Below are 15066 nucleotides of genomic sequence, written 5' to 3' on the forward strand. Positions count from 1 at the left end.
GCGGGCCGAGGCAGTCCAGACCTATCCAAAGGGAACTACGGGATTGCGCCTCCAACCCTCTGTTTTTCGGGAGCTTTGCCCCCTATATTGGGGGTGCCGGTTCGCCGGCTATGGAAATAAACGGTCGTCGTAATAAACCATTCGGACCCGGGGGCGGTACCCGGCGCCTCCACCAAAGCCCACCATCGGGTGAGCCTGAAGCTGGGCTTTGGCGGGGGCGAAATAGGATCGACGAGGGCGTAAAGGGCGTGCTTTTTCCCGGTATTGTTCCGCCGTTATCGGGCTACTGCAATAGTTGCCAACGACAACTTTGCTCCGGTTGCTCAGGCTGCGTAACGCAGTTTGAAAGACCACTCTAAAGTCCTAGCGGGTTAAGCTCCGCTAGGCGGGGTTCGGAGGCACCTGGCAACAGAAGCCTCCACTTTACTCTTTGATTTCTTCTCCGGCGGGGACTCCTGCTCACCCGTCAGGCGCGGTACTATTGCGGCTTGGCGAGTCGGATCGGCAGGGTCCGGCGTCGAGGATGCAACAGGACCACCATGGCGACCGATCATATCCGATACGATGTGCTGGCCCGCGACGCGCTGCGCGGCGTGCTGCGGAAGGTGCTGACCGATGCCGCGGCTCATGGTCTGCCGGGCGAGCACCACTTCTTCATCACCTTCGTGTCCAAGGCCGAGGGCGTGAAGCTGTCGCCGCGGCTGCTCGCGCAATATCCGGAAGAGATGACCATCATCCTCCAGCATCAGTTCTGGGACCTGACCGTGCTCGAAGACCGCTTCGAGGTCGGCCTGTCCTTCGGCGGCATTCCGGAGCGGCTGGTGGTGCCATTCAGTGCCATCAAGAGCTTCCTCGATCCGTCCGTGAAGTTCGGCCTCCAGTTCGACACCTCCGACGTCGCCGAGGTCACCCCCGAAAATCTGCCGGCCGCTCCCGCGCCATCGGCCGTGTCGGTGCCGGCACCTGCCATGGAGAAGGCGGAAGCCGCCGACGAGCCGACTCCACCGAACCAGGGCGGCGCCGAGGTCGTACGACTCGATCGTTTCCGTAAGAAATGATCTAGGTTGGGTCCGCACCCGTCGTACCCGGCCAAACTCCATATATAGAAGTGCATCTCAAGAGGCTGCGCGGCGTCTCGCGCGGCGAAATGGATGTGCTCATGGCCAAAGCTTCCCGCTCGACGACCGCCCGCCCCGCGACCCGCACCGAGACCGACAGCTTCGGTCCCATCGAGGTGCCCGCCGACCGCTATTGGGGCGCGCAGACCGAGCGCTCGCGCCAGAACTTTCGCATCGGCACCGACCGCATGCCGATCTCGCTCGTGCATGCGCTCGGCATGGTCAAGCTCGCCGCCGCGCAGTCCAATCTCGCGCTCGGCCTGCTCGACCGGCGCCGCGCCAATGCCATCATCCGCGCCGCGCGCGAGGTGGTCGAAGGCAAGCTGGACGACCATTTCCCGCTTGTCGTGTGGCAGACCGGTTCGGGGACGCAGAGCAACATGAACCTCAACGAGGTGATCGCCAACCGCGCCAACGAGCTGCTCGGCGGCGAGCTCGGCGCCAAGAAGCCGGTGCATCCCAACGATCACGTCAACATGAGCCAGTCGTCGAACGACTCCTTCCCGACAGCGATGCACATCGCGGCGGCGAGCCGCATCAATGCCGATCTCGTCCCTGCCCTCGGTGAGTTGCTGCGCGCACTGCGCAAGAAGGAGAAGGAATTTTCGAAGATCGTGAAGATCGGCCGCACCCATACCCAGGATGCGACGCCGCTGACGCTCGGTCAGGAATTCTCCGGCTATGCCGCGCAGGTCGAAAGCGGCATCGCCCGGCTCAAGGTCGCGGTGAAGGACCTCTATCCGCTGGCGCAGGGCGGCACCGCCGTCGGCACCGGCCTCAACTCCAAGCCGCGCTTTGCAAAGCTGTTCGCCAAGCGCGTCGCCGGGATCACCAAGCTGCCCTTCACCAGCGCCGCCAACAAATTCGAGGCGCTGGCCTCGAACGATGCCTATGTGCTGGCGCACGGCGCCATCAATTCGGTGGCGACCGGCCTGTTCAAGATCGCCAACGACATCCGCCTGCTCGGCTCCGGCCCGCGCTCGGGCCTCGGCGAATTGATCCTGCCGGAGAACGAGCCAGGCTCCTCGATCATGCCGGGCAAGGTCAACCCGACGCAGTGCGAGGCGATGACCATGGTGTGCTGCCAGGTGTTCGGCAATCACACCGCGATCACTGTCGCCGGCAGCCAGGGCCATTTCGAGCTCAACGTCTACAAGCCGGTGCTGGCCTACAACATGCTGCACTCGATCCGACTGATGGCGGATGCGGCGCGCTCCTTCACCGAGCATTGCGTCAGCGGCATCCGCGCCGACGAGACGCGCATCAGCGAGCTGATGCAGCGCTCGCTGATGCTGGTGACGGCGCTGGCGCCGAAGATCGGCTACGACAACGCCGCCAAGGTGGCCAAGACGGCGCACGCCAACGGCACCACGCTGAAGGAGGAGGCGATGCGGCTCGGCTTCGTCTCGGCCGACGAGTTCGACCGGCTGGTCCGCCCCGAGAAGATGACCAGCCCGGGATAATTCCGAATTCCGATAGCCATCCGTAATGATACGGACCCTCGGCGCCCAAAAATATGCGGTTTTGGGGGTGGGATTTGATTACCGTCAATGTTGCGGCAGGGTGGCGTGTTACGCAGCCCTACTGCCCTCGACGGGGCGAAATTCATCCTTTGATGGCCCCAAGGGCCGATTGACGAGGACGAGCGAATGGCGATCAAGTCTTCTGGGGCGCAATGCGGCGCCCTGTTTCTGAATGTTTCATCCCTCCTGACGAGGATCGGATGATGGAGACGCGGCATGGGGAACGTCATCAACCTGAATCGTTTCAGGAAGCGCGTCGAGCGGGAAGCCTCGGCGAAGCAGGCGGACGCCAACCGGGCGAAATTCGGGCGCACGAAGGCGGAACGGTCGTCCGAAGCGAAGCAGGCGGACCAGGCCAAGGAGCATCTGGACCAGCACCGGATCGATCGCGAGGAGCAGCCATGAAATCGCCGGTCGTGAAACGGTCGATCGTCGTCGCCGGCCACAAGACCAGCGTCAGCCTGGAAGAGGCGTTCTGGAACGGCATGAAAGAGATCTCCGGCCTGCGCAACATGACGTTGTCCGAGCTGGTCGGCGAGATCGACAACAACCGCCAGCAGGGCAATCTGTCGTCGGCGATCCGTCTGTTCGTCCTGGACTACTTCAAGAGCCGCGCCATGGCCGCCCAGCCGGACAAGGTCCCGGCCCAGTAGCCATCGGGGGCGCCCGTGACGGCGCCCCGGCCTCTGCACTTTAAAATCGCTCTAAGGTGCAGCTTCGGCGGGCGGGCGCGCTTGACCTCAATGCCCGGCGTTGAAAATACAGGGCATGACCGACACCACTGAAACGCGTTCGCGCATGCCGCTGGGTCTGGCCCAGCGCGGCTATACCGGCGTCATCCAGCACCTCGCCGCCAAGCAGGCGGACTCGGCGCTTTCGGACGTCGAGCTCGAGAGCCGCCTGATCGAACTCGGCTTCGTCGAGGGCGCCCGGGTCGAGATCCTGCATGAGGGGCTGGTCGGGCGCGATCCGATCGCGGTACGGGTCGACAGCATCACGATCGCGGTCCGCCGTCGCGAAGCCATGGCCATCATCGTCGCCTGACGCGCGACCGGAATTTTGCCCCCAGGCCGTTGATCCCATGGAAGCACCCCTGCTGCATCTCGCTTTGGTCGGCACGCCCAACAGCGGCAAGACCTCGCTGTTCAACGCGCTGACCGGCAGCCGCCAGAAGGTCGCGAACTATCCCGGTGTCACGGTCGAGCGCAAGGAAGGCTTCTTCGTTACACCCCTGGGACGCCAGGTCTCCGTGGTCGACCTGCCCGGCACCTATTCGCTGCGCGGCCGCAGCCCGGACGAGGAGATCACCCGCGACTTCGTGCTCGGCAAGGCCTCCGGCGAGACCCTGCCCGATCTCGTGCTGTGCATCGCCGATTCCACCAATCTGCGCCTGACCATCCGCCTGCTGCTGGAGCTGAAGCGCACCGGGCGGCCGATGATCCTCGTGCTCAACATGTTCGACATCGCAAGCCGCCGCGGCATCGATGTCGACGTCGAGCGGCTCGCCAAGGAGCTCGACGTGCCCGTGGTCACCTCGATCGCGGTGCGCAAGGGCGGCACGGCCGACCTGCTCAAGCTGACCGACGAGATCTCGGCCAAGCTCGCCGCCGTGCCGCAGGACAACAGCTGGCGCGCGCTCAGCGTCAGCGAATTGCGCGCAACCCAGCGCGAGGCCGACCGCATCATCGCCGACTGCGTCAGCCTGCCTGCCCGCCCCGACACCTGGACCGCACGGATCGACGCCATCGTGCTGCATCCGGTCGGCGGGCTGATCGTGCTCGCGCTGATCCTGTTCGTGATGTTCCAGGCGGTGTTCGCCTGGGCGCAGCCGCTGATGGAGCTGCTCAATTCAGGCTTCGAAGCGCTGGGCGAGCTGGTCCAAGCCACCCTGCCCGCCGGCCTGCTGCAGAGCTTCCTTCAGAACGGCGTGATCTCGGGCGTCGGCAGCGTCATCGTGTTCCTGCCGCAGATCATCATCATCTTCCTGCTCATCCTGCTGCTGGAAGATTTCGGCTACATGGCGCGGGCGGCGTTCCTGATGGACCGCATCATGGGCGGCGCCGGGCTGCACGGCCGCGCCTTCATCCCGCTGCTGTCGAGCTTTGCCTGCGCCATTCCCGGCATCATGGCGACGCGCGTCATCGACGACAAGCGCGACCGGCTGACCACGATCCTGATCGCGCCGCTGATGACCTGCTCGGCGCGCATTCCGGTCTATACGCTGATCATCTCCGCGTTCATCCCGGCCAAGGACGTCTGGGGTTTCATCAACCTGCAGGGCCTCGTGATGTTCGGGCTCTATGCCGCCGGCATCGTCAGTGCGCTCGTCGTCTCGTTCGTAATCAAGTTCTTCATGATCCGCGACTTCGCACCGGCGCCGTTCATGCTGGAGCTGCCGGACTACAAGATGCCGCGCCTGAAATCCATCGCGATCGGCATCTACACCCGCGCCAGGATGTTCTTGCAGCGCGCGGGCACCACGATCTTCTCGATGATGGTGCTGATCTGGTTCCTGGCCTCGTTCCCGCAGCCACCCGCGGGCGCCACCGAGCCTGCGATCGAGTTCAGCCTGGCGGCGATGATCGGCAAGGCGCTCGAGCCCCTGCTCGCCCCGGTCGGCTTCAACTGGCAGATCGCTGTGGCGCTGATCCCGGGCATGGCGGCGCGCGAGGTCGCGGTCGCCGCGCTCGGTACCGTCTATGCGATCGAGGGCGGCAAGGAAGCGGCCGAGCAGATCGGCCAGGTGCTGGCGACGAAATGGTCGCTCGCGACCGCGCTGTCGATGCTGGCCTGGTACATCTTCGCCCCGCAATGCGCCTCCACGCTCGCCGTGATCCGGCGCGAGACCGGCAGCTGGACCTGGATGGGCGTCACCTTCGCCTACATGCTGGTGCTGGCCTATGCGGCGAGCTTCGTGACGTACAACGTCGCGGTCGCGCTGGGCGCGGGGTAGCTAATTTAGCCCCCCAAAACAAAAAGTACGAAAACAACCCCATGCACAGTAGACGGGGATCGTGAAATCAATGGCTTACGCGCAGGGCATGAAAATCGTCCTCCGATGGCCAATCCGATGCGCTGCACCCGTTGCTCCGTCGGGCAAAACAGGAGCATGATGGCATCATTGGTTGATTGCCAGAACCGGACTGGGAATTCCTTCGCGCTTGATCTGAATCAAGCTGGCTCTCACGACAACTCCGAAACTGGCACGACATCGTCGCAAGCTGGGCCCATTGTGGGGGGCACGGAGCGACCGAGATGCCGTTACTGGCGTACTTCTGGAAGGTCGGCGCAGCGTTGCTCGCGCTCCTCTTCCTTGCGGACTTTTGTCTGCCCAAGGTTCCGGTTACCGAGAGGACGGTAGACGATCAACCGGCCATCCGCATCCACTCGGATCGCAAATGGCCCGAACGCGTGGTCCTCGACTCGAGCTTGTCAATGTTGATGACGGCCGCCCGTGCGCCGGCGATCGCAGAGCCTGCTTCACCCCTTCCAGAGTCCGCGACCATACGGGCGGAGACCCCTGCAACTGCCAATGCACTCGCGATGACCGGTGCGGAATCGCTGTCGCGCCAAGCCATCGAGCGCAGGTTGCCGCGAAGGTCGCAACACGTTGCGGCGCGATCGAAACGCCACCCGACGCTGCAACAGGTCGTGGCAGCACGGCAGCCACAGCTCGGCTGGTTTGGTTACCGCTACTGGTGACCTAGCCAGCTCTGCTCTCAGCCAGCTCAGCGCATATGGTCCAAAACTGATGTGTACGCTGATGCGCACGATCTATTCGTATTTGATGCATTCGCTTCACTGCCAGCGGAGGCACCTTCGCTTTCTCGACAACAACCAGCGTCACGTCGTCATCATGGACCGACGGAGCCTTGCCGCATTCGACCAGCAGAGGTGACGCCGAACCGGCGTCCGCATTCATGCGAGCCCCATGAAAAAGGCCCCGGTCGCTTCCGGGGCCTCTCGTTCATCGGGAAGTCGCAAAGGTCAATAGCGAGCCGTGACCGGCGCCCCGTAGCCGCCGAAACGGTAATTCAACCGAAGCGTGACCATGTCGACGTCCTGGCTAACCCCGCTGCCGGTGAGGGTGAAACCACCGGGCGTGACCACCCCAGCGAATCCAAAGTTGTCACGTCCCATCCAAAGATGGTCATACTCGATGCCGAACGACCAGTTCGGCGCGAAGCCGTATTCCCAGCCGACGCCCAGAGCGCCGCCCCAGCGCGTGTGCCCGGCCGAGGCCAAGCCGACCCCGGTGACATTGTTGAAGATGTCGAAGCGATTTCGCGTCACGGCGGCGCCGCCCTTGACGTAGAGCAGCGAGGCGTTCCATGCCCAGCCAAGTTGAGCCGTTAACAGCCCGATACCGTCGATCTTGCCCGTGGTCGAAATCGTCGGATCGATCAGGCTGACGCGCGTGTTCTTGATTTCGGCCCAATCGCCCTGCGCCTCCAGGCCAAACACAAACTGGTTGGTTTGCCAGCGATAGCCGATCTGGCCACCCACGAGACCGCCGGAGCGATCGGCGCAGCCAGCTGCAACCGTTCCTGCGGGCGTCACGAAATCCGCGCAGCCATGGCTCCGTCCCCAGCCTCCATTGGCGCCAATATAGAAGCCGCTCCAATTATAGATCGCCACCAAGGGCGCAGGCGGCGGTGTCGTCTTGACGGCCATGTCGGCCGCCATGGCCGGAGCCGTCAAACCCAGCGCCGTGAAGCCGACCGCAGCGATTACAAACTTCCTCATGGTCTCATCCCCTTTTGCTCGTAGTCTTCTTTCGGACGCGCGCCGTTGTGCAGGCTGGCATGCACACGAACTGCGAACACCGTGAAGCGTATGCGTGAGGGCCCTTTTCGGGCGTATCAAAATGGCAACAGTCAAAGACGATCGCTATGCACAGCAACGTGCTTAGTCGCCCGTTGGAATTTGGGACGCTTCGTCGCTGTCCTGCTCCTCGGCAAGCCAAGCGGCGATATCGGACGAGGGTATGAGCCGCCGGGGAAGTTGGGGATTGAGGGTGCCCGCGAAGACCGCGAGTCCTTCATCAAGTTTTGCACGCGCGAACAGCTTAGCCTCGGCCTCTGTGGCAAACGTCTTCGTCTCACGGGGGGTTCGCTGCCGCAGAAGCAAGCCCCGCTTCCGGACTTCGAAGGTGACGTACCAAGTCGCAACCATGATCAAAGCTCGAATGCCACCAGCTCCTCGCTCCTTGTGGTGGGGACACCGGGCGCGCGTTTGATTCAGATCAAGCTGCTGGCCTGCTCGGATTTGCGATCAGCCGGTACGCCAGCCAGAGTACGGAGCGTAGATGAGCATTGCTCGTCGGCCGGTGGCGCTCGTCGGCTGTTCAGCAGGAGCGCGCGGCTGCGACACACTCTTGCGTTGCAGTTACATTGGTCGCGACTGCACAAATCGGCGGTCATTGCGCTGATAGCCGCGGCCAGGCCATCATGCGTCGACGGGCCACCCCGACGCGCCCGGAATGCCGAAGCAGAGCCAGCATGGACCATTTCACCACCGATCGCCTGACCGCCGAGCGGTTGCGCGAGGACCACCTCGCCGACCTTGTCGCGCTGCATCGCGACGCCGAGGTCTCCCGTTTTCTCGGCGGGGTGCGGACGCCCGAGGTCACGCAAGCTTATCTTGCGACCAACATGGCCCATTGGGATCAGCACGGCTTCGGACTCTGGTCGGTGCGAACGAAAGACGGGGCCTTCGCCGGACGAGCGGGCATTCGGCACATTCTCGTGGACGATGTCGACGAGATCGAAATCGCCTACGCGTTCAAGCGCGAATTCTGGGGCCAGGGATTTGCCAGCGAGATCGCGACCGCGCTGACGGACATCGGACTGTCACGGCTTGCGCTGCCGTCCCTCATCGGCATCGTCTATGTCGGCAACACTGCATCCCGCCGCGTGCTGGAGAAATCGAACTATCTCCTCGAGCGCAGCACGAACCGTCACGGCGAAGACGTCGTGATCTACCGCATCCGGCGGTGAGCGCCACAAGGGACCGGAGCTCAGGCGGCTCGCTTGTGTTCATTTTTGAACCGACACGATCCGGTGGTCGGCCCCGTCCCAAGGCCTCGACCCGGTGAATACGCCAATTCGCGCGATTGATTGACGGCGCCTTCGCATTGGGGCGGCAACGATGCGGCCCTGATCGTCCGGATCGTCCGGGGCATTTCGGGACGGGAACTCTAGCCCGGCCCGAGAGTTCCTTAGTCGGCTCTGTTGCCAAATCCGTCTCCCGGCGTGCGCCTGGAGCGCATGGAGAGCTTTCGGAAGATACGCGTAAGGGGGGTTCATGACCGGTCAATCCGCGGCTGCTCCAGGCAGCGACAAGGATTTTCCGAGAATTTCGACCGGCAGCGAAGGGCTGGACGACATCCTCGGCGGCGGCCTGGATGCCAACCGGATGTATCTCTACGAGGGACGGCCGGGCACCGGCAAGACGACGATCGCGCTGCAATTCCTGCTCAGGGGCGTGCGCGACGGCGAACGCGTGCTCTACATTTCCCTGTCCGAAACCAAGCGGGAGCTCGACCTGGTCGCGCGACGGCACGGATGGTCGCTGCAAGGGGTCGACATTTTCGAGCTGGTCCCGCCCGAGACAACGCTCGATCCGGACCGGGAGCTCACGGTGTTCCATCCCGCCGAGATGGAGCTGAGCGAGACAACCAATCTGATCTTCAGGGAGGTCGAACGCATCAATCCCACCCGGGTGGTGCTCGACAGCCTGTCCGAGCTGCGGCTGCTTGCCCAGAATCCGCTGCGCTACAGGCGCCAGGTTCTGGCCTTGAAGCATTTCTTCACCAACCGCAACTGCACCGTCGTCCTGCTCGACGACCTGTCGTCGTCCCAGGACGACCTGCAACTGCACTCCATCGCGCATGGCGTGGTGATGCTGGAACAGCTTGCTCTCGGTTATGGCGCCGAACGGCGGCGGCTTCGCGTGATCAAGATGCGCGGCATCCGCTTTCGGGGCGGTTTCCACGATTTTACGATCGCCGAAGGAGGACTGCGGATCTTCCCCCGGCTCGTCGCGGCCGAACATCACAAGAGCTTTTCCGGAGAGTTCACTCCCAGCGGCAACGCCGAGCTCGATCAGCTGCTGGGAGGCGGCCTCGAGCGCGGCACCAACGCCCTTCTGTTAGGCGCTGCCGGCGTCGGCAAGTCTTCGGTCGCGCTGACCTATGCGATCGCGGCTGCCGAGCGTGGCGAGCATGCCGTGTTCTTCGCCTTCGACGAAGGCCGCGGCACCGTGGAAGCCCGCGCCCGAACACTCGGCCTGTCTCTGCAAGAGCACCTTGAATCGGGACAAATCCGGTTTCAACAGATCGATCCTGCCGAGCTTTCGCCGGGCGAGTTCGCGGCGAACGTGCGCAGGAGCGTCGAGGTCGACAATGCCCGCATCGTCATCATCGACAGCCTCAACGGCTATCTGAACGCGATGCCGGACGAGCGCTTTCTCATCCTGCAAATGCATGAGCTCCTGAGCTATCTGGCTCAGCAGGGCGTGGTCACCATCCTGATCCTGGCTCAGCATGGCTTGGTGGGGCCGATGGAGACGCCGCTCGACATGAGCTATTTGAGCGATGCGGTGCTGATGCTGCGTTATTTCGAGTTCGGCGGAACGGTGCGCCGCGCCTTGTCCGTGGTCAAGAAACGCAGCGGCTGTCACGAGCATACCATCCGCGAGTTTCGGCTCGGCAGAACCGGCATCCGGCTGGGACCGCCCCTCCAGCACTTCAGCGGGATCTTTTCCGGCAACCCGCATTATGCCGGCACCGACATCCCGGAAGGACCGGCCGAATGAGCGCCGACCGGGATCACCGGGTCCTCATATTCGCTCCGATCGGTCGCGACGGCCCCGCATCGGCCGAGCTTTTGCGCGGCGCGAACCTTGCGGCCATCAACTGCACAAGCCTGCCCGAACTCGTCAGCGAGATGACCGCCGGGGTCGGCGCCGTGTTCTTGGCCGAGGAAGGATTGTTCGGGAAAGACACGGCGCCGCTGGCACAATGGATAGCGGGCCAACCGCCATGGTCCGACCTTCCTTTCGTCGTCCTCACCAGCCATCGCGAGCAGCCTGCGGTCGTCGCCTGGCGGCGCAGCATCGTCGAGCTTCTCCGCAACGTTTCGCTGCTCGAAAGGCCGGTGCAGCCGATCACGCTAACCAGCGCCATCCAATCGGCGATGCGGGCACGCCGGCGTCAATACGAACTCCGCGCGCTGCTAAAGGCGCGCGAGCAGACCGCGCAGGAGCTCGAGAAACTGGTGATCGAGCGGACCAAAGCGCTGGAGGAAGCCAACAAGCAGCTTCGCCTCGAAATGGAGGAGCGCGCGCGCGTCGAGGAAACGCTTCGCCAGGCCCAGAAGATCGAAGCCATCGGCCAGCTCACCGGCGGCGTGGCGCACGACTTCAACAATCTGTTGATGGTGATTTCCGGCGGCCTCGACATGCTCGACCGCCAGGCCGATCCGAACCGCCGCCGCCGCCTGATGGACGGAATGATCCAGGCGGCGCAGCGCGGGGCGAGCCTGACGAGGCAACTCCTGGCATTCTCGCGGCGGCAGAAGCTCCGGCCGGAGCCGGTCGACGTCGCCGCGCAGATCGGCGGTATGCGCGAGCTGCTCGATCGCAGCCTGAGGGGCGACGTCCATGTCGAGTTCGACTTTCCGGAGCAGCTGTGGCCGGTGGAGGTCGATCCCGGAGAGCTCGAGCTCGTCATTCTCAACCTGGCCGTCAACGCCCGCGACGCCATGCCCAACGGCGGCACCATCGTCGTGCGCGGGGAAAACCTGCCCGACCTGAGCGAGGGCGAGATCGCCGGCGACTATGTCCGCCTGTCCGTCATCGACACCGGCGTCGGCATGCCCAAGGAGATTCTGTCGCGCGTGTTCGAGCCGTTCTTCACGACCAAGGACGTCGGCAAGGGGTCGGGACTTGGGCTCGCGCAGGTCCATGGATTTGCGACGCAGTCGCAGGGCACCGTGCGGATTCAATCTGAGGTCGGCCGGGGCACGAGCATCGAGCTGTACCTGCCGCGATCCTTCGAGACTCCGTCCGGCGAACGACATCTCATCGACATCACCAGGGCGCGCCCGAAAAAGAGCAATCAGGGGCAGATCCTGCTGGTGGAGGACGATGACGAGGTTGCGGCACTCGTCAGCGAGATGCTCGGCCAGCTCGGTTACGAGGTCACGCGCGCCGCCAGCGCTGCCGCGGCGCTCGGCGCCCTGGCCGATGGCCGCTCGGTCGATGTCGTTTTCTCGGACATCATGATGCCGGGCGGCATGAATGGAGTCGAGCTTGCGCACGAGATCAAGAAGCGACGAAGCGACATCCCGATATTGCTGACCAGCGGATACGCCGAAGCCTCGGTCCGTGAAGCGGAGAGCGCGGGTATCGAGATCTTGCCGAAACCCTATCACATCGACGATCTGGCTACGGCCTTGGCCGCGGCGAAGTCCAGCCTACGGCGCGATGCGGGATCCCAACGCTCGAATTCCCGTTGAGAGCCGCTCCGGATTTCGCTCGCGTTGTATCTGTGGCCATGCTTCGAGCGCCCGCCGTTGGCGGGACCTCAGGATGAGGACCGGGTACGTGGCACCGTCTCAGCGCGCCACCATACCAAGCCTTACCGGAAATATCCCAGCACGAGATCGACGTCCGCGCTGCGGGCCGCGGCGCCGTTCAGCTCGGCGTCGATGACGCGGCGACAGGCATCGATCGCGGCGTGGTCGCCGAGATCGTTGGCGGCTTCGAGCACGAGCCAGGCGGCGTCAACCGAGGCCTTGTCCGGAGCTGCGCCGCCGAGATCGGCGCTGGCGGCATTGACGAGATTCTTCTTGCGAACGGCGGTGCCGAATTGAGGCAACATTGCAGGTACTCCCCTCTCCTAGTGGACCTGTCAGTGGACTTTGTCAGTGGACTTGGAGCTCGGGCTGACGGCCCGCATCGGCACCCGCGCCGGTCTTGCGCGACTGGTAGAACTTCAGAATGCTGCGCGAAGTCTCGATGTTGAGCCGGCCGAACTCGCGCTCGTTGTCGCGGAGGTCGCGCGCCGTGATCAGATGATCCTTGGCACCGAGGAACAAAAGCGACATGGTCGTGTCCCAGGAGAAGTCGAGCGCCTTGCACAGCACCAGCATCATCTCGCGATTGCGGTCCATCAAGGCGCGCTCGATCACGTCGACCGGCAGCGCCGACAGCAGCGACAGGCCGATCTGCACCTCGTCGAAGCGGTGTTGGCGGGCATAGTTCGAGATCGAATCCTGGTTGAGATTGCCCTGGCGATACTGCGTCGTGACCACGCGCTTGGCGACGAAATAGCTGCGCGAGGACGGGCCGAACTTGGACTGGAGATCGCCGGTGACCTCGGTCACCGAGCTCTGGATCTGCGACATCATCTCGGGCCGCTCGATCTCGAGGCGGCGGCGGACGTCTTCGGAGGCCTTGGCGATCAGCTGCTGGAAGATGTGGCGCGGCACGTCCTTGCGCAGGCCGAGCTGCTCGGCAAGGATCGAATCGCCCTCGGCGCGGCGGACCATGTGCAAGAGGCCCGAGCCGGAGAAACGCGCGCCTTCGTTCCTGGCGACCGACGTCACGACCTCCTGGTTGCCACGCTTGACCAGCACGTCGGTCACGGCTTCGCCGATCGACTTGCGCTGGGAGATCGCGAGCAGATGCGACTGGCTCTTGGTCAGGGCGCTCTCGACCAGCATCTTCTCGTCGATACGAGTGGAATCGCGCAGCACGGGGCCGGCAACCGCGATCTCATCGTCGAGCGCGAGCTTCTCGATGACGTTGAGCGGGGCGTGATCGCAGGCCGACATCACCTCCGAGAGCTGCGCCCGCGCGGCGACCTCGATCTCGTCGGCGAGCCGGCCGATCACCTCGCCGAACGTGCTGATCTCGTCGTCGCTGTAGCGGCCGGTGATCAGGATGTCGGTCGCGTGCCACAATGCGCGCGCCCGGCTTTCGTCGGTGCCGCGCGCGATCGCGTCGTCCAGATCCTGCAGAAGCGATTTCGCCCCGTTCATCTCGATAACCCCAATTCTTGGCAGCCCCAGTTCTTGGCAGCCCCTTGGCGAGCCGTCCCGCCGCTCGCGGCGCCACGCCGAATTCCTCTGGAAACCAACGCTAGAGATGAAACGCGAGAATTCAGTAAAACCGGCAAATCAGTTTTGCCGACGAAAATTCGTTCAAATGCGAGGGAATGAGTTAAGAGGCGGGGAAGATGCTGCGCGGGAGGTGCGCTCCCTCTCCCGCTTGCGAGAGCTTTGCGTAATGAGTTGTGCTGGAGTGAAGTTCGATATGGGGCTTTTTTTGAACGGCCTCGCGTAGCCCCAGAGGGGTGGGGCGTCTGTTTTTCGTGGCCGCGGGGTAGCGGCGGGTGGTGGTCACGCTGCGGCTCCTATCGGGCACAGCACCGCCCATCGTTTGAGGTTCATGGCGAGGCAGATCAGGCGCAGATGCGTCTGATTGCGCGCCAAACCCAGATAGCGAGCGCGCGCCCAGCGGTAGCTGCCCTTGAGGCGCGCGAAGACCTGCTCGACCGGTGCGCGGCGCTTTCCCACGGCATTGTTGAAGCGCTTCTGCCGCTCGGTGAGCGGATGATGCTTGTTCGGCCGGAACATCAGCCTCGGCTTGATTCCTCGCGCGGCGAGCCCGCTGCGGCGCTCGTGCTTGTCATAGGCTTGGTCGGCATAGACCGCCTTCTCATCACCACAGACCAACTCGTCGGCGGGCACCGTGTCGTTGACCGCAGCGTCGGTCAGCTTGCTGCGGCGGACGATGGCCGAACTCTGATCCATGCCGATATGGGCTTTGTAGCCGAAGTACCGCTTGCCGCCCTTCTTGGTCCAGCGTGCATCTGGATCGCGCTTGCTGTTGACCAGCTTGCTCGGTTCACGGCCGTCCGGGCCGGGCGGCTGCGGGTCCTCTGGCGGCTTCGGCGGCTTTACTGCTGCCGAGATCAGGCTCGCATCGATCAATGTGCCCCGGCGCAGCACCAGCCCGCGTGCGTCGATCTGATGCAGGATCTCGGCGAACAGCTTCTCGTCCAGACCGGCTCGCTGCAAAGCCTCGCGGAATCGCCAGATCGTCGTGTGATCAGGCGTCTCGTCGCTCAGCACAAAGCCGCAGAAGGCGCGGAACGAGGCCCGGTCGTCGAGCGCTTCCTCCAGCGCCGGATCGGAAAGCCCATACCATTGCTGCAGCAGCAGCGCCTTGAACAGCACCAGTCGCGGATAGGGCGGAGGGCCGCGCTCCGGCTCCGGAAGACCATTCAGCACTCTCTCCACTGCCGCCCAGTCGACCAGTTCGCCAATCCGCTTCAGCACCGGGCTACCCTTCCCTCGCCGCGATACCAGCGCGTCCGCGAAGCTCGGTTGCCCAACCTCTCGATATGCCATCCG

At 64.0% G+C, this 15066-nt stretch carries 15 protein-coding genes and 1 other RNA gene; 11 read left to right on the forward strand and 5 right to left on the reverse strand.

Annotation, left to right across the window (positions count from 1 at the left end; genetic code table 11):
• Window positions 1–56 precede the first annotated feature (56 nt).
• The 8 genes from ssrA to BDOA9_RS32070 all read left to right on the forward strand — a co-directional run bounded on the left by ssrA (window position 57) and on the right by BDOA9_RS32070 (window position 6343).
• Window positions 57–423: a transfer-messenger RNA gene (gene ssrA / locus BDOA9_RS32035) on the forward strand.
• A gap of 116 nt (window positions 424–539) precedes the next feature.
• Window positions 540–1058 carry an SspB family protein gene (locus tag BDOA9_RS32040; protein WP_025038040.1) on the forward strand — a complete coding sequence of 173 codons (519 nt, stop codon included), beginning with the start codon at window positions 540–542 and terminating at the stop codon, window positions 1056–1058.
• Between the two features lie 89 nt (window positions 1059–1147).
• Window positions 1148–2581 (forward strand): class II fumarate hydratase, encoded by a 1434-nt coding sequence (fumC, locus tag BDOA9_RS32045; RefSeq protein WP_025038041.1) that lies wholly within the window; start codon window positions 1148–1150, stop codon window positions 2579–2581.
• 276 nt (window positions 2582–2857) lie between these two features.
• Window positions 2858–3046, forward strand: coding sequence for a DUF4169 family protein (locus BDOA9_RS32050; RefSeq protein WP_025038042.1), 189 nt, complete (start codon window positions 2858–2860; stop codon window positions 3044–3046).
• On the forward strand, window positions 3043–3294 hold the full coding sequence (locus tag BDOA9_RS32055) for a ribbon-helix-helix domain-containing protein (protein ID WP_025038043.1): 252 nt from the start codon (window positions 3043–3045) through the stop codon (window positions 3292–3294). Before BDOA9_RS32050 ends, BDOA9_RS32055 begins: the two co-directional genes overlap by 4 nt.
• A 115-nt stretch (window positions 3295–3409) precedes the next feature.
• Window positions 3410–3685, forward strand: coding sequence for a FeoA family protein (locus BDOA9_RS32060; protein ID WP_025038044.1), 276 nt, complete (start codon window positions 3410–3412; stop codon window positions 3683–3685).
• A 37-nt stretch (window positions 3686–3722) separates the two neighbouring features.
• Complete coding sequence (gene feoB, locus BDOA9_RS32065; RefSeq protein WP_025038045.1) at window positions 3723–5594, forward strand: ferrous iron transporter B; 1872 nt, start codon at window positions 3723–3725, stop codon at window positions 5592–5594.
• 302 nt (window positions 5595–5896) lie between these two features.
• Complete coding sequence (locus BDOA9_RS32070) at window positions 5897–6343, forward strand: hypothetical protein (RefSeq protein ID WP_025038046.1); 447 nt, start codon at window positions 5897–5899, stop codon at window positions 6341–6343.
• Between the two features lie 285 nt (window positions 6344–6628).
• Here BDOA9_RS32070 and BDOA9_RS32075 read toward each other — a convergent pair whose 3' ends face one another.
• Both BDOA9_RS32075 and BDOA9_RS32080 read right to left on the reverse strand, forming a co-directional pair.
• Window positions 6629–7387 carry an outer membrane protein gene (locus tag BDOA9_RS32075; protein ID WP_025038047.1) on the reverse strand — a complete coding sequence of 253 codons (759 nt, stop codon included), beginning with the start codon at window positions 7385–7387 and terminating at the stop codon, window positions 6629–6631.
• Window positions 7388–7549: 162 nt separating this feature from the next.
• Window positions 7550–7816, reverse strand: a complete 267-nt coding sequence (locus tag BDOA9_RS32080) for a hypothetical protein (protein ID WP_025038048.1) — start codon at window positions 7814–7816, stop codon at window positions 7550–7552.
• A gap of 326 nt (window positions 7817–8142) precedes the next feature.
• On the opposite strand from BDOA9_RS32080, the gene BDOA9_RS32085 reads away from it, so the two are divergent.
• The 3 genes from BDOA9_RS32085 to BDOA9_RS32095 all read left to right on the forward strand — a co-directional run bounded on the left by BDOA9_RS32085 (window position 8143) and on the right by BDOA9_RS32095 (window position 12162).
• Window positions 8143–8640, forward strand: a complete 498-nt coding sequence (locus tag BDOA9_RS32085; protein ID WP_025038049.1) for a GNAT family N-acetyltransferase — start codon at window positions 8143–8145, stop codon at window positions 8638–8640.
• Between the two features lie 307 nt (window positions 8641–8947).
• The gene (locus BDOA9_RS32090; protein ID WP_025038050.1) at window positions 8948–10459 is read left to right on the forward strand and encodes an ATPase domain-containing protein; all 1512 of its coding nucleotides are present in this window, start codon (window positions 8948–8950) and stop codon (window positions 10457–10459) included.
• Window positions 10456–12162, forward strand: a complete 1707-nt coding sequence (locus BDOA9_RS32095) for an ATP-binding protein (RefSeq protein WP_025038051.1) — start codon at window positions 10456–10458, stop codon at window positions 12160–12162. The genes BDOA9_RS32090 and BDOA9_RS32095 overlap by 4 nt, the downstream gene beginning before the upstream one ends.
• Window positions 12163–12284: 122 nt before the next feature.
• Here the strand turns inward: BDOA9_RS32095 and BDOA9_RS32100 are convergent, their stop codons facing one another.
• The 3 genes from BDOA9_RS32100 to BDOA9_RS32110 all read right to left on the reverse strand — a co-directional run bounded on the left by BDOA9_RS32100 (window position 12285) and on the right by BDOA9_RS32110 (window position 15063).
• Window positions 12285–12527 (reverse strand): hypothetical protein, encoded by a 243-nt coding sequence (locus BDOA9_RS32100; RefSeq protein WP_025038052.1) that lies wholly within the window; start codon window positions 12525–12527, stop codon window positions 12285–12287.
• Window positions 12528–12570: 43 nt separating this feature from the next.
• Window positions 12571–13689 carry a DUF2336 domain-containing protein gene (locus BDOA9_RS32105; RefSeq protein ID WP_025038053.1) on the reverse strand — a complete coding sequence of 373 codons (1119 nt, stop codon included), beginning with the start codon at window positions 13687–13689 and terminating at the stop codon, window positions 12571–12573.
• A gap of 360 nt (window positions 13690–14049) precedes the next feature.
• Entirely contained in the window at window positions 14050–15063 is a 1014-nt protein-coding gene (locus BDOA9_RS32110) for an IS5 family transposase (protein WP_025032085.1), read from the reverse strand.
• Window positions 15064–15066: the final 3 nt, after the last annotated feature.

The organism is Bradyrhizobium sp. DOA9 (genome assembly GCF_000617845.2).
GTDB lineage: Bacteria > Pseudomonadota > Alphaproteobacteria > Rhizobiales > Xanthobacteraceae > Bradyrhizobium.